Below are 13,655 nucleotides of genomic sequence, written 5' to 3'. Positions count from 1 at the left end.
TCGATGTCAAGCCGCCAGCAGCGTGACCTTGATGCAGGCGTGAGGATCGGCGCCCAGGCGGAAGGCCTCGACGGCATCGCCGAGCCCGAACTCGTGGGTCTGAATCGGCGACAGGTCGATGCCCGTGCGCTCCAGGAAGCGGATCGCGGCCGGCCAGACGCCGGGCGAGCCGATGCACCCCTTCACCTCGAGGTTCTTCATCTGGATGAGGCCGAGGTTCACCGGCACCTTGCGGCCGATGTTGATGCCGACCATCGACACCCGCCCCTCCTCGCGCGCGAACTCGAAGGCGTTGGCGAGCGAGGCGTCGTGACCGGAGGCCTCGACGACGAGGTCGGCGCCGCGCCCGCCGGTGAGCTCCATCACCCTCTCCACGGCGCCCCCGTCGGACGGATCGATCGCGGCGTCGGCGCCGAGCCGCAAGGCCACCTCGCGCCGCTTGGCGATGGGATCAACGACGATCACGCGGGCGCGCATCCCGATGGCGGCCGCGGCCGAGACGAGGCCGATCGTTCCGCCGCCCGACACGACCACGGTCTCGCTCGCGTTCGTCCCGCCCGAGCGCTGCACGGCGTAGAAGCCGCAGGTGAAGGGCTCGATCAGCGAGGCCTTCTTGTCGTCGACCGCGTCGGGCAGCTTGTGCAGCCATTCCGGATTGACGTTGAAGTATTCGCGATCCGCCCCGTTCAGCGAGAAGCCGAAGTGGTGGAGACGCTCGGGCGTGCGGACCACGCACTCCCCGACGACCCGGTCGCCGACGGCGAAGCCCTTCACGTCGCGGCCAACCTCCACGATCTCGCCGGCCCACTCGTGCCCCGGCGTGACGGGATAGGAGATCGGGATGATGTAGCGCCCGCCGAGCAGCTCGTAGTCCGAATGGCAGATGCCGACGGCACGCGTCCTCACCAGAACCTCCGTCGGTGCGATGGACGGCACGTCCACGTCCGCGATCACAGGCTTTTCGGGCGCTTCGAATATCAGGGCCTTCATGGCTCTCTCCCTTACGATCCTGACGTCAGTGAACCGGCTCGACCGCGCCGCTGCCGGCCGAGCGGACGATGGCCTCGAGAAGCGCGATGTTCGCGATCATCTCCTCGCCGGTGATGGGGTAGTCGGCCTCGCCCCGGATCGCCTGGGCGAAGGCGCGCAGGTTGTCGCGCACGGGCTCGGCCGCGCCGACTTCCTCGACGGTGATCGGCGTGCCGGTCGAGGCACGCGTGACGACCCAGCCGCTCGGCGCCTCGACATGCGTCTTGTCGCGCACCTCTATCCACCCCTTCGTGCCGAAGACGGCGAAGCGCGACACGAAGGGCGTGGCGAGGGTCGCCGAGACATAGGCCGAGCCACCCTGCGCGAAGCGGATATGCGCGCTCATCGTGTCGCCCTGCGGGATCGAGGAGGCGAGGTTCTCGCAGGCGACGCGCACGTCGCGCGCCGACCCCATGAGCTTCACCGACAGGTCGGTGAGGTGGATGCCCGTCGCCGTCATGCCGCCGGCAGGCGCCTGGTCGGCCTTGAGGCGCCAGTTCTCCGCCGGCAGCCCCAGGAACTTGTCGTGGCTGAAGTTGGCCTCGATCTGGAGGATGCGGCCGAGCCGGTCCTCGCGCGCGGCCTCGATGATCTCGGCGATCGGCGGTTCGAAGCGCCGCTCGTGGCCCATTCCGAGGACGAGGCCGGCCTCCCGGCAGAGCCGCACCGCCTTCTCGGCGCCGGCCTTGGTCAGGGCGAGCGGCTTCTCGCAGAAGACGTGCTTGCCGGCCGCGACGGCCGCCTCGATCTGCGCCTCGTGCAACGCATGGGGCGTCGCGAGGATCACCGCCTCGACGGCCGGGTCGGCGAGGGCCGCATCCAGGTCCGCCGAGAAAGCCAGACCGTGCTCGGCGGCGAAGTCCGCCGCCTCCGGGGCAGGATCCACCGCCCGGACGAGCGCCAGTCCGGCATCGCCCCCGGACATCAGGTGGGTCATCTTTCGGCCCCACCAGCCGAGCCCCACGATCGCCGTTCTCACTGGCTCCATGATCCGCGCTCCTACCGGTTGTCCATGCGCTTCAGGAACGGGTGGATCTCGACGCGCTCCCAGATGCCGGCCTTGGCGAAGGGATCGGCCGCGTTGAAGGCGGCGACCTCCTCCTTGCTGTTCGCCTCGAACAGGAAGAGCGATCCGATCATCGTCTCGCCGTCCTCCGCCAGGAGCGGGCCGGAAATGACGATGCGGACGGGAGACGTTGCTAGATAGGCCTTGTGGGCCTCGTAGTTGTCGAGGCGATCCTGGACGGCGCCTTGCCTGTCCAGGCAGTGGACGATGACGTGCATGGGGTTGATCCGATCGAGGGTTGCGGTCAGGCGGCGGAATAGCCGCCGTCGACCATGAGGAGCTGGGCGGTGATGCCGCTGGCGGCGTCCGACAAAAGGAAGCCGACGGCGTTCGCGATCTCGGCGGGCGACACGAGGCGGCCGATGGGCTGGTCGTCCATCCAGCGGGCCATCACCTCGGGCTGCTTGATGCCGACCTCGGTCAGCATGACCGTGTCGGTATAGCCAGGGCCGACGGCGTTGACGCGCACGCCGCGCCGCGCCCATTCGACCCCGAGGACGCGGCACATGTGCGCGACGCCGGCCTTTGAGACGTCGTAGCCGACGTGCAGCTCCGGCCGGACAACCTTGACGCCGGCGATCGAGGACGTCGCGACGACGGCACCGCGGCCGCGCTCCAGCATGCCGGCGGCGAAGGCGCGGATGGTGAAGTAGACGCCGTCGAGGTTGATCCGCATCACCCGCCGCCAGTCCTCGTCGCTGTGCTCGGCGCCCGGCCGCTCGTAGGACATGCCGGCATTGGCGAAGAGCGCGTCGACCCGGCCGTGCCGAGACAGGACCTCGTCGCGCGCCGCGTCTACCGAGGCCGAATCCGAGACATCGAAGGCGATCCAGTCGGCCCGCCCGCCGGCCGCCGCGATCTCCTCGGCAACGGCACGCACGCTTTCGTCGCGGTCTGCCGCGACGACGCTCGCGCCGAGCGAGGCGAGATGGCGGCAGGCGGCGCTGCCGATGCCGCCGGCAGCGCCGGTCACGACCGCAACGCGATCATCGAGTCGCAGCTTGTCCACGGCGCTCATGCGGAGCCTCCCATCTCGACCAGGATCTTCATGTTCCGCCCCGTGGGGTCGAGGAGCGCCTCAAACCCCTTTTCCACCACCTCCTCGGGGCGGATGGTCGCGGTGACGATCTTCTCGACGGGGAAGTTGCCGGACTCGATCATGGAGGCCACGCGGGGCCAGACGTCGGTCGGATAGCACCAGGTCGCCTCGAGGGTGATGTCCTTCAGGGCCCAGAGCATGGCGTCGATGGAGGCTCGCTTTGTGTGGAGTCCGACCTGGACCACGGTGCCGCGCCGGCGGACGACGTCGGCGCACAGGTTCAACGAGGCTTCGGCGCCGACGCATTCGAGCGCAACGTCGACTCCAACGCCGTCCTCGGTGCGCGTCCGGATCGCCGCGGCGATGTCACCGTCCGAGCGCGGGTCGAACACGATCGCTTCGGGAACGAGCTCCTTGGCCAATGCACGGCGGTTCGGGTTTGGCTCGGACACGAAGATCGGCGAGGCGCCCGCGGCCTTGGCGGCGAGGAGCGTCAGGGCGCCGATCGGACCGATGCCGGAGACGAGGACGCTCGATCCTTTCTCCACCCTGCCGCGGTCGACGCCGTAGAGCGCCACCGCCGCGGGTTCGATCATGGCCGCCTGCACGTCGCTGATGCCGTCCGGCACCTTGAAGACGTTGTAGCCGTTGAGGACAGCCTGCTCGCCGAGCCCGCCCCAGTCCCAGGACAGCCCGACGCAGGCCATTTTCTCGCTGAGATGGTAGAGACCGCGGCGGCCGTAATAATCGTCCCGCGGCGAGATCAACGGCTGGATCGACACCCGGTCCCCGGGTGCGACGTGGGTTATCTCGCTGCCGACCTTGAGGACGCGGGCCGAGAACTCGTGCCCGAGGATCTGCGGCAGCGTCGCACCGGAATAGACGTGCGGCTGCAGCGGCGTCACGATCGGTCCGGCGACGTATTCGTGGAGATCGGTGCCGCAGATGCCGCAGACGAGCGGCTCGACGAGGACCTGGTCGGGCGCGAGCTCACCTGAGGGCGGCGGCACGTCCTCCAGGCGGATATCGCGCTGAGCATGGTAGCGGACGGCTTTCATCGGTTTCTCCCGTTCTTATTGCGCCGTGTAGCCGCCGTCGCAGACGAGGCTGGCGCCCGTCACGAAGCGGGATTCGTCGGATGCGAGGAAGAGGACGCAGTTGGCGATGTCGACGGGCTCGGCCAGCGGCAGGACGTGCTTGGCGGACATCATCTCGAGGTACTTGTCGAGGCCGCCCGGATAGGTCTCGCCGGCCTTCATGAAGAGCGGCGTCTTGGTCGAGCCGGGATGCACCGCGTTCACGCGGATGCCGTGCCGGCCGTAGCAGATCGCGTCCGTGCGGGTCATTGCAAGCACCGCGCCCTTGGCTGCGTGATAGGGCGGAATGTCGTCGTTGCCGATGAGGCCGTAGATCGAGGAAAAGTTGACGATCGAGCCGCTCTTCTGCGCCATCATGGGCTTGAGCGCATGCTTGGTGCAGAGGAACACGCCCCGTACGTTGATGGCGAAGACCCGCTCCCAGTCTTCGAGCGCGACCTCGTGCGCCAGCTTGTTGACCCCGGGAATGGCGGCATTGTTCACGAGGACGTCGAGCCGGCCCCAGCGTGCCGTCACCTGTCCGACGGCGTCGGCGACGCTCGCCTCGTCCGAGACGTCGCAACGGATGAACTGCGCCTCGCCGCCTTCGCGGACGATCGCCTCGGCCGTCTGGCGCCCGGCCTCCTCCGACACGTCGAAGACCGCGACGCGCGCGCCCTCCTCGGCGAAGCGCAGGCACGTGGCTTCACCGATGCCGGTCGCGCCCCCCGTGACGATCGCCACCTTTCCGTCGAGCCTTGCCATGTGAACCTCCTCCGTTTGCTGTTCGATGATGGCGTTCAGGTCAGGACCATGCCACCGTCGATCATCACGGTCTGGCCGGTGACGTAGTCGGAGGCGGACGAGGCCAGGAACGCGGTCGTGCCGATGATGTCTGCCGGCTGCGATGGCCGGCCGAGAAGGATCGACTGCGAGAACTCGTTGATCGCCTGCGAGGGCTTCTCGGTCAGGCCGTGTTCCATGAACTCGCGGTCGAGCTGCAGCCACAGCTCGGTCGCGACGACGCCCGGCGCGAAGGCGTTGACGGTGATGCGGTGCTCGGCGAGCGCGCGTGCCGCCGCCTGCGTCAACGCGACGACCGCGAACTTCGACGCACAGTAGTGCGCGAACAGCGGGTAGCCTTGCTTGCCGGCGATCGAGGCGGTGTTGACGATCTTTCCGCCGCCGCCCTGGCTGATCATCTGGCGCGCCGCCTCCTGCGTCCCGATCAGGACGCCACGCCCGTTCACGGCCATGATCCGGTCGAAGTCGGCCTCGGTCACGTCGAGGAAGGGACAAGTCTGGCTGATGCCGGCATTGTTGAAGAGGACGTCCAGCCGCCCGAACTCGGCGACGGTCCGCTCGATCATGGCGCGCACGCTGGCGCGCTCGGAAACGTCGACCGGCACGCCGATCGCGACGCCGCCGTCCTCGCCGATCGCCGCCGCGACGCGGGAGCCGCGGGCTCCGTCGAGGTCGGCGACCACGAGCCGGCCGCCCCGTCGGGCGAGGTCCCGCGCGATGGCCTCGCCGATGCCGCGGCCCGCGCCGGTGACGATGACGACCTTGTCCTGGACTGTCCGTTCCATGGTTCTGCCTTTGCTGGATCAGGGGCGCATGCCGCCGGGGTCTGCGGAGCCACCGGAGCCGCCGCGGTCGGTTCCGGTCAGCGCCGGCGGGCGACGTAGAAGCTGGCGGCGACGATGATCACGATGCCCTTCAGGATGATCTGGGCCTGCACCGGCAGCCCGAGCATCACGACGAGGTTGGAGATCGCGACGAGGATCGCCGCACCCGTCAGCGCGCCGGCGATGGTGCCCTTGCCGCCCGACAGCGCCACGCCGCCGACGACGGCCGCGACGATGGAGTCCAGCTCGAAGCCGCGGCCGACGAAGTTGTCGACGACGCCCACGAAGCCCGCGAGCACGAGCCCGGCGATGGCCGCCAGGACGCCGCTGACGACGTACGCGGCGAGGGTGACGCGGGCCGCCCGGATGCCGACCAAGTGCGCCGTCAGCGGGTTGCCGCCGGTGATGTAGAGGCGGCGCCCGAAGCCGCTGAGGTGCAGCGCAGCGGCGCCCGCCGCGGCCACGACCAGGAGGAACAGCACGTTGTAGGGAATGCCGTTGAAGGTTCCGGCCCCGATGGTGCGGAAGATCGGCGGCACGTTGCCGGAGGGGGCGCCTTGCGTCCACGCAAAGCGGATGCCCTGGAGGACGATCATGGTGGCGAGCGTCGCCAGGAACGGCGAGACGTTCCGCTTCGTCACGAGAAGGCCGTTGACGAGGCCGACGGCCGCCCCGATCCCGATCGCGGTGGCGAACACGGCGGGCGCATCCGCGTTCACGCCGCCGAACGCGGTGGCCGCGACCGCAGCCGTCGCCATGACCGAGGCGACCGACAGGTCGAGCCCGCGCACCAGGATGACGAAGGTCTGGCCGATGACGACGATGCCCAGCGGAACGAACTGCATCAGCATGTTCGTCAGGTTCGATCCCGACAGGAACCCCGGCGCCGCGAGCCCGCCCGCCACCACGACGGCCGCGAGGAAGAGGAGGATGGCGTAGCGCGAGGCGAAGGCGCGGATCCGGTCCGCGGATCCGGGACGGGGTGCGGGAACGGCCATGCCGATCGGGCTGGTGCCGGTCATGCGAGACCCCTTTGCTTTTCCACGTAGACCGAGACGGCGAGGATGATGACGAGTCCCTGGACCACGAGCTGGTAGTGGCTGGAGATGTCGAGGAAGTTCAGCGTGTTGTTGAGGAGCGAGACGAGATAGACGCCAAGGAGCGTGCCGATCACCCCGCCCCGCCCGCCCGCCAGCATCGTCCCGCCCACGACGACCGGGGTGATCGAGGCGAGCGTGTAGTTCGCGCCCGTATAGGGCTGGCCGACGTTGAAGCGGCTGACCAGGTAGACCGCGGTCAGCGCGGCGAAGAAGCCGGAGGCTGCGTAGACACCGACCAGGATCCGCCGGCGGGGCAGGCCCATCAGGTCCGCCGCGTGCGGATCGTCGCCGATCGCGTAGATGCGGCGCCCCGTCCGCGTGTTGTTCAGAAAGAACGAGACCAGGAGGAAGAGGGCGAGAGCGACGGTCGCGCCGATCGATATCCCGCCGGGAAAGGTGCCGTAGGCGAAGGCGTCGAAGCTGATCGGCACGCTGCCGACCGGGCCGAGCCCGTAGAGGAGCGCCACGCCCTGCACGATGGCGCCAGTGCCGAGCGTCACGATCAGCGGATGGACGCCGGTCGCGACGATCGTCACGCCGTTTGCGGCGCCGATCAGGGCGCCGAGGACCAGCACCCCGGCGACCACCGGAATAACCATGGCCTCGTCGCCCGCGATCAGGCCGGAGGTGAGCATCGACAGGAGACTGATGACCGAGCCGACGGAGAGGTCGATGCCGCCGGTGAGGATCGTCAGCGTCTGGCCGAGGCTCACGAGCGCCAGGCCGGCGGACTGCTCGTAGACGTTCAGCATGTTGCCCGTCGTCGCGAAGCGGTCCGACACGGAGGCGCCCAGGACGAACAGGAGGATGAGAAGCGCGACCACGACGAGGAGCGCGGCCCGCCCTCCCGCGAGGAAGCGTGGAAGTCGCAGCGTTCGGGTTTGCATGACGATGCCCTCAGCCAGCCAGGCGGCGCGTGGCCAGTTCGACCACCGCCTCCTCGGAAATCTCGCTTTTGCTCAGTTCGCCGGTGACCACGCCCTCCCGCATCACCACGACGCGCTCCGACATGCCGACGATCTCCGGCAGCTCGGAGGAGATCATCAGGACGGCGACGCCCCGGTCGGCCAGCTCGTGCATGATGCGGTAGATCTCGGTCTTCGCGCCGACGTCGACGCCGCGCGTCGGCTCGTCGAGGATCAGGAGCCGCGTCGACGTGCGGGCCCAGCGGGCTACGAGCACCTTCTGCTGGTTGCCGCCTGACATGACGGAGACGGGAGTCGACGGGCCGCGGCAGGCGATGCGGTAGGAGGCGATCTCCTGCTCGGCGACGCGCTTCTCCCTCGCCCGGTCGAAGCGCCATCCGCGACCGAACTCGTTCAGGGTCGAGGCGGACACGTTGGCCGCGACGTCGAGGAGCATGGCGAGCCCCTGACCCTTGCGGTCCTCGGTCACGAGGCCGATGCCGAGGTCGATCGCGCGGCGCGGGCTGAGACCGGACACCTCGCGCCCGTCGACGACCAGCGAGCCGGAGCGCATCGGGATCGCGCCGAACATGGCGAGGGCGAGTTCCGACCGGCCCGCGCCGACCATGCCGGCCAGCCCCGTGATCTCGCCGGCCCGCAGCTCGATCGACGCACCGCGCACCCGGCCCGACACTTCGACGTTCCGGGCGGCGACGACCACCGGACCCGGCGCCTTCGCCGAGCGCCGGACGGGGAAGAGCTCGGCAAGGTTCCGGCCAACCATGAGGGCGATGAGCTGGTCCCGCGTCACCTCGTCGATGGTCCGCGTGGCGACGTGGTTTCCGTCCTTCAGCACGCTCACGCGGTCGCAGAGCGCGAAGATCTCTTCCAGCCGGTGCGAGATGTAGACGATCGCCACGCCCTGCTGCTTGAGCCGGCGCAGGCGATCGAAGAGCACGTCCACTTCCCGGCCCGAGATCACGGCCGTGGGCTCGTCGAGGATCAAGAGCTTGACGTCGTGGACGAGCGCCTTGGCGATCTCGACCATCTGCTGGTCTGCGACCGACAGGTCCCGCACCAAGGCCTCCGGGTCGATGTCGATGCCGAAGCGCGCAAGGAGCTCCTTGGCGTCGCGCCGGGTCCGCCCGTGGTCGATGAGGCCGAGACGGTTGCGCCGCTCGTGGCCGACGAAGATGTTCTCGGCGACGCTCAGGTGCGGAAAGAGGACGAACTCCTGGTAGATGACGTGGACGCCGTGCCTCTTGGCGTCTCCCGGCCCCTTCCAGACGGTCTCGCGTCCGTCGAAGCGGACGGTGCCCGCATCCGGCTGAAACACCCCGGCGATGACGCGCGTGAGAGTGGACTTGCCCGCGCCGTTCTCGCCGACGAGGGCGTGGATCTCTCCGGCAGCGACATCGAGACTGACGTCTGTCAATGCCTTGACGCCCGGGAATCCCTTGCTGATGCCCTGGAGGGACAGCATGGCGCTCTCCTGGTTCGATGGGATCGAATGGCTGGGGTGCGGGAGGCCGAACCGTCCCGCACCCGCTCGGGTCAGCGCGGGTAGTCGACGCTGAAGGTGGTCGGGTTGTAGTCGGGGCCCATGCCGCCGGTGACCAGCATGTCCGCGGGCCCCTCGGGCACGACAACCTCCGAGATCGGCAGGTCGCGGCGGATCGATGCGGTCTCGTCGCCGTCCGTCGTCGCGATCTGCGAGTTGATCTCGTAGATGCAGGGCACCGGCGCCCCCTCGAGCACCTTCAGCGCCACCTCGACGGCCGTCCCGCCCATGGCCGGCGGATATCCCACCTCAAGCATGGGCACCTTGTGCTGGAGCGCCATCTGCAGCGGGCCGTTCACGTCGGACGTCGTGTGCGGCGGGATCTCGCCGTCCTTCCAGCCGGCCTCGATGAAGGCCTCGATCGAGCCCGGCGTCTGCAGGCCGTGGGCCGACCAGACGGCGTTGATGTCGCGGCCGTACTTGGCGATCGCCGCCTGCATGACCTGCTTGCCCTTCACCGGGCTCCAGTCGGAGTACACTGTGTCGAGGATCTTGATCCCCGGATGCTGCTGGAAGACCTGCATGGCCGCTCGGCTGCGGATCTCGCTCGGGCTCGACCCGGCCTGGCCCGCGAGCATGATCACGTTGCCCTGTCCATCGAGCTTCTCGACGATCCACTGGGCGAAGAGGCGACCCATCATCGTGTCGGAGGCGGTGACGAAGGTCACGAAATTGTCGGAGGCGATGCGGCGGTCGACCATGACCACCGGGATGCCGCGCTCGGTGGCGCGGGTGATCGCCGGATCGAGCGCCTGCTCGGTGTTGGCGCTGACGATCAGGAGGTCGACCTGCCGCGACATCAGGTCCTGGATGTCGGCGACCTGCTTGGCGTCGTCGTGCCCCGCGTCGGTGACGATGAGCTGCCCGATCTTGTCCTTGTGGTCGGCCGCCGCCTTCATGAGCGAGTGCTGCATGACGACGCGCCAGCTATCGCCGAGGCCGGCATTGGAGAACCCGATCACGTAGGGCCCATCCTTCTTGTACTCCGCCGTATCCTTGAAGCAGATCTCCTGCGCGGGGTTGAAGAGGAAGGTGCGCGGTGCGCCCTCGTAGGGGCCGGCCTGACCGGAATGCACGGCACCCAGCATGGTGGCTGCACACAGCGCGAACCTGAAAAAACCGAGTTTCATCGTCTAACTCCTCCCAGAGCGTCGCCAAGTCGTCGGAACCTGGGCGCAAGTCGGCGATCGCGCACGCAACATGTTGCGTCGCAGCATTACTTCCGATCGATCGCCTTATTCCTCCCACGGGCCGCCGTGCGACCCAGGCCGGAAGTTAGAGAGACGCCGTCGCGGGTACAAATCTTGATTTGTCCAAAATGGACATCGTTTCTCTAAACAACGCGATCAGCGTTTGGGAGAACAATGGCTCAAGATGCGGTGCGCCTCGAACGGGAGGAGGCGTCCGCGGGTCTCGGGAGGAAGGCGCGATGGCCGCCAAGTCGCTGCACGTGGGCTGGATCGGGATCGGCAAGATGGGCAAGCCCATGAGCCGCCGGGTCCTCAAGAACGGGATGCCCGTGACGGTCTATGAGCCGCTCGCGCAGAACCGGGCGAGCGTGGTCGCGGAAGGGGCCGAGATGGCGCTCTCGATCCCGGACTTGGCCGCCGCCGCCGACGTCATCGCGCTCACGATCCCGAACGACGCCGTGCTGGAAAGCCTCGCCTTCGCACCCGAAGGATTGGTCGCGTCGATGCGTCCGGGTCAGATCCTGCTCGAGATGAGCACGGTGTCGCCGGCGATTTCCGCCCGGATCGCTGAGGCGCTCGCGGACCGGGACGTCTCGTATCTTCGGGCGCCCGTCTCGGGCAGCACGGCGACCGCCACGAGCGGGCAGCTCTCCGTCATGGTCTCCGGTCCCGAGGCCGCCTTCCAGAAGGTCTTGCCGATACTCGGGGCTTTCTCCACGCGCCAGTTCCATGTCGGGACCGCGGAAGAGGCGCGCTATCTGAAGCTCGTCCTCAACGCGCTCGTCGGCGCGACCTCGGCCCTGGTGGGCGAAGCCCTGACGCTCGGACGCAAGGGCGGACTCGACGACGAAACGATGCTCGACGTCATCGGCCAGAGCGCCGTGGCCTCGCCGCTCATCGCCTACAAGCGGGATCTCCTCGTCTCGCGCAACTTCGATCCGGCCTTCACGGTCGAGCAGATGATGAAGGACTTCGACCTCATCCTGGAGGCGGCGCGCTCGGATCACGTGCCGATGTCGCTCGCCGCGGCGGTGCGCCAGCAGTACGAGGCGGCTTTCGCCACCGGGCATGGGCAGGACGACTTCTTCGTTCTCGTCGAGATCTGCGAGCGTCTCGCCGGGCTCTCCGCTCACCCGGATCGGGAGGACGGACGTCTTGATCGCAAGGTCGGGAATCGGTGACAGGATACAAGTTCCCGCCGGCGTTGGGAGGAGGCGCCGCACATGAACGATTACGAGGTCCTTCGCGTCATCGAGTTCCTTGAGCAGACGCGCGAACCCTTTCGCAAGGGCATGCCCGCCGTCGACGACGAGCCGATCTGGAACATCACGACCTTCCTCATCAAGTCGGAAATCCGCGGCCAGGTCGTGACGGTCTCGACCTTGGCGAGCGTGACGGGAATTCCCTACGCCACGTCGATGCGGCTCATCTCCAAGCTTGTGGAGACCGGGACGATCGTGCGCGTGCCCCGCGGAAAGGGCGGCAAGAGCCATGCCCTGCAGCCCGGCCCCGCGATGCGCGACGCGTTCCGCAGCTACGCTCGCGGCATCAAGGCTCTTCTGGCACGCACCGTCGGGCTGCGGGGTCTCGGCGAGGACGAGGAGCAGTACTACTTCGGCGGCACGCCGCTCGGCGCCCAGCCCCTCCCGCCGGTCCGACTGATCGAGCGGCGCGCGAGCGAGTCCCTCGGCATCCGTTTCCTGCTCAACGACGACAACTACTTCTCGTCCATGCGCAACATGTGGGTCGACCTGCGCAGCAATCTTGCCTCCGGTCGGGACTTCAGCCTCCGTCGTCTGCCCGACCTTTACGCGGAAGTTCTCGCCAACGCGGAGCGTCCGGTCTCCGAGTACGACGTGATCACCGTCAACATGCCCTGGCTGGGTGAACTCGCCGAACGTGGCCTCCTTAAGCCTCTCGACGGTCTGGTCGCGTCCGACGTGCTCGACGTCTCCGACTTCCATCCCGTCATCCGGTCGACCGCCGAATGGCGCCAGCGGATCTACGGCATCCCGATCTACTGTACGATCGGCATCCTGGCGGCGCGCAAGGATCTCTTCGAGGATCGCAACATCGGCTTTCCGAAGACGTTCGACGACGTCATCGAGGCCGGCAAGCGCTTCCATCAGCCAGACCAGGGCATGTTCGGCGCCGTCTGGGACGGCGCGCTCGGCATGCCCATCGCTTCGAGCTTCCTGTTCTTCCTGGGCGCCTGCGGCACGCCACCGATCTCGCTGAACCCGGGCCCATACGGCTTCACCTCGGAGGGCATGGATCTGGCCCAACTCGTCCCCCTCATCGACTCCGACGCGGGACGGGCGACGCTCGACTTCATGCAGCGCCTCCTCGACATCTCGCCGCCCAACGCGCTCGGCTTGGCCTGGGACCAGAACCTCGCGCTCTTTCTGTCCGGCAACGCGGCCATGGCCTACTGCTGGACGATGCGCGCCTCCCGCATGGAATACGACATCCAGTCGGTCGTGAAGCGGAAGGTCGAGTACCTGCCGCAGCCCGCGGGGCCGAGCGGCGGTCGGGCCTCCCCGATCGGCGGCTTCGTCTTCGCCATACCCGCCAACCTGCCCGAGGAGCGCGTCGAGATCGCCGCGGAGGCGATCGCCTGGATGACCTCGAAGGATTCGATGCGGGCGCACGTGCGCAACGGCTTCCCGATCGCGCCGCGCTTCTCGACGAGCGCGGACCCCGAAGCGGCGGCCGGCTCGCCCATCGTGCGCTTCGTCGACAGCCTGGCCAAGCGCAACCTCCTCACGACGTGGCAGAGGCCGAACATCCCCGCCTATACGCAGATGGAGCGGGTGCTGTCGGCCGAGGTCCACGCCGCGCTGTCCGGCTCGAAGAGCCACCAAGCCGCCCTGTCCGCGGCGAACGCGGCAATCGAGCGAATCCTGGCCGCGTCCCCGTCACCCAAGGACCGACGGCAGGAGGGATTAGACGGGGGTGGCGCCCTCCGGAGTCCCACCTGCCCCTTATCCGCCGATGTGAGCTGAGGACCGGCGCGGCGACCGGCCGGACGCCTCCTCCGCACGAACACGCGGTGGCCGTC

13 protein-coding genes are annotated in these 13,655 nt (G+C 68.4%); 2 read left to right on the top strand and 11 right to left on the bottom strand.

Features of this window, described 5'->3' with window-relative positions; all coding sequences use genetic code 11:
- Positions 1–6 precede the first annotated feature (6 nt).
- The 11 genes from FZN60_RS20785 to FZN60_RS20735 all read right to left on the bottom strand — a co-directional run bounded on the left by FZN60_RS20785 (position 7) and on the right by FZN60_RS20735 (position 10,534).
- Positions 7–990, bottom strand: a complete 984-nt coding sequence (locus tag FZN60_RS20785) for a zinc-dependent alcohol dehydrogenase (RefSeq protein WP_158875423.1) — start codon at positions 988–990, stop codon at positions 7–9.
- Positions 991–1,015: 25 nt separating this feature from the next.
- Positions 1,016–2,017 (bottom strand): Gfo/Idh/MocA family protein, encoded by a 1,002-nt coding sequence (locus tag FZN60_RS20780; RefSeq protein WP_158875422.1) that lies wholly within the window; start codon positions 2,015–2,017, stop codon positions 1,016–1,018.
- Positions 2,018–2,028: 11 nt separating this feature from the next.
- Entirely contained in the window at positions 2,029–2,313 is a 285-nt protein-coding gene (locus FZN60_RS20775; protein ID WP_158875421.1) for a YciI family protein, read from the bottom strand.
- A gap of 26 nt (positions 2,314–2,339) precedes the next feature.
- Positions 2,340–3,113, bottom strand: coding sequence for an SDR family NAD(P)-dependent oxidoreductase (locus FZN60_RS20770; protein WP_158875420.1), 774 nt, complete (start codon positions 3,111–3,113; stop codon positions 2,340–2,342).
- Positions 3,110–4,192 (bottom strand): 2,3-butanediol dehydrogenase, encoded by a 1,083-nt coding sequence (locus FZN60_RS20765; protein WP_158875419.1) that lies wholly within the window; start codon positions 4,190–4,192, stop codon positions 3,110–3,112. Before FZN60_RS20765 ends, FZN60_RS20770 begins: the two co-directional genes overlap by 4 nt.
- 15 nt (positions 4,193–4,207) lie before the next feature.
- Entirely contained in the window at positions 4,208–4,975 is a 768-nt protein-coding gene (locus tag FZN60_RS20760) for an SDR family NAD(P)-dependent oxidoreductase (protein ID WP_158875418.1), read from the bottom strand.
- A gap of 35 nt (positions 4,976–5,010) precedes the next feature.
- On the bottom strand, positions 5,011–5,799 hold the full coding sequence (locus tag FZN60_RS20755; RefSeq protein WP_158875417.1) for a glucose 1-dehydrogenase: 789 nt from the start codon (positions 5,797–5,799) through the stop codon (positions 5,011–5,013).
- A gap of 77 nt (positions 5,800–5,876) precedes the next feature.
- Positions 5,877–6,860: an ABC transporter permease gene (locus FZN60_RS20750; RefSeq protein ID WP_246727031.1), complete on the bottom strand. Its 984-nt coding sequence runs from the start codon at positions 6,858–6,860 to the stop codon at positions 5,877–5,879.
- Positions 6,857–7,825: an ABC transporter permease gene (locus FZN60_RS20745; RefSeq protein ID WP_158875416.1), complete on the bottom strand. Its 969-nt coding sequence runs from the start codon at positions 7,823–7,825 to the stop codon at positions 6,857–6,859. Before FZN60_RS20745 ends, FZN60_RS20750 begins: the two co-directional genes overlap by 4 nt.
- A gap of 10 nt (positions 7,826–7,835) precedes the next feature.
- Complete coding sequence (locus tag FZN60_RS20740; protein WP_158875415.1) at positions 7,836–9,326, bottom strand: sugar ABC transporter ATP-binding protein; 1,491 nt, start codon at positions 9,324–9,326, stop codon at positions 7,836–7,838.
- 71 nt (positions 9,327–9,397) lie between these two features.
- Positions 9,398–10,534, bottom strand: a complete 1,137-nt coding sequence (locus FZN60_RS20735) for an ABC transporter substrate-binding protein (protein WP_158875414.1) — start codon at positions 10,532–10,534, stop codon at positions 9,398–9,400.
- Positions 10,535–10,833: 299 nt separating this feature from the next.
- Between FZN60_RS20735 and FZN60_RS20730 the strand changes: the two genes are divergently transcribed.
- Positions 10,834–11,775 (top strand): NAD(P)-dependent oxidoreductase, encoded by a 942-nt coding sequence (locus tag FZN60_RS20730; RefSeq protein WP_158875413.1) that lies wholly within the window; start codon positions 10,834–10,836, stop codon positions 11,773–11,775.
- A gap of 42 nt (positions 11,776–11,817) precedes the next feature.
- Positions 11,818–13,599 carry an extracellular solute-binding protein gene (locus FZN60_RS20725; protein WP_158875412.1) on the top strand — a complete coding sequence of 594 codons (1,782 nt, stop codon included), beginning with the start codon at positions 11,818–11,820 and terminating at the stop codon, positions 13,597–13,599.
- The last annotated feature ends 56 nt before the right edge of the window (positions 13,600–13,655 follow it).

The organism is Antarcticirhabdus aurantiaca, from assembly GCF_009765365.1.
GTDB classification, from domain to species: domain Bacteria; phylum Pseudomonadota; class Alphaproteobacteria; order Rhizobiales; family Rhizobiaceae; genus Antarcticirhabdus; species Antarcticirhabdus aurantiaca.
The sequence above is the reverse complement of the archived record's forward strand: the minus strand, read 5'-3'. Positions and strand labels throughout refer to the sequence as shown.

Bases quoted from the DNA above. Each gene is read 5' to 3' on its own strand.
- FZN60_RS20770 (WP_158875420.1), bottom strand. From the start codon at position 3,113: ATGAGCGCCGTGGACAAGCTGCGACTCGATGATCGCGTTGCGGTCGTG.
- FZN60_RS20740 (WP_158875415.1), bottom strand. From the start codon at position 9,326: ATGCTGTCCCTCCAGGGCATCAGCAAGGGATTCCCGGGCGTCAAGGCA.
- FZN60_RS20775 (WP_158875421.1), bottom strand. From the start codon at position 2,313: ATGCACGTCATCGTCCACTGCCTGGACAGGCAAGGCGCCGTCCAGGAT.
- FZN60_RS20730 (WP_158875413.1), top strand. From the start codon at position 10,834: ATGGCCGCCAAGTCGCTGCACGTGGGCTGGATCGGGATCGGCAAGATG.
- FZN60_RS20780 (WP_158875422.1), bottom strand. From the start codon at position 2,017: ATGGAGCCAGTGAGAACGGCGATCGTGGGGCTCGGCTGGTGGGGCCGA.
- FZN60_RS20750 (WP_246727031.1), bottom strand. From the start codon at position 6,860: ATGACCGGCACCAGCCCGATCGGCATGGCCGTTCCCGCACCCCGTCCC.
- FZN60_RS20765 (WP_158875419.1), bottom strand. From the start codon at position 4,192: ATGAAAGCCGTCCGCTACCATGCTCAGCGCGATATCCGCCTGGAGGAC.
- FZN60_RS20755 (WP_158875417.1), bottom strand. From the start codon at position 5,799: ATGGAACGGACAGTCCAGGACAAGGTCGTCATCGTCACCGGCGCGGGC.
- FZN60_RS20745 (WP_158875416.1), bottom strand. From the start codon at position 7,825: ATGCAAACCCGAACGCTGCGACTTCCACGCTTCCTCGCGGGAGGGCGG.
- FZN60_RS20725 (WP_158875412.1), top strand. From the start codon at position 11,818: ATGAACGATTACGAGGTCCTTCGCGTCATCGAGTTCCTTGAGCAGACG.
- FZN60_RS20735 (WP_158875414.1), bottom strand. From the start codon at position 10,534: ATGAAACTCGGTTTTTTCAGGTTCGCGCTGTGTGCAGCCACCATGCTG.
- FZN60_RS20760 (WP_158875418.1), bottom strand. From the start codon at position 4,975: ATGGCAAGGCTCGACGGAAAGGTGGCGATCGTCACGGGGGGCGCGACC.
- FZN60_RS20785 (WP_158875423.1), bottom strand. From the start codon at position 990: ATGAAGGCCCTGATATTCGAAGCGCCCGAAAAGCCTGTGATCGCGGAC.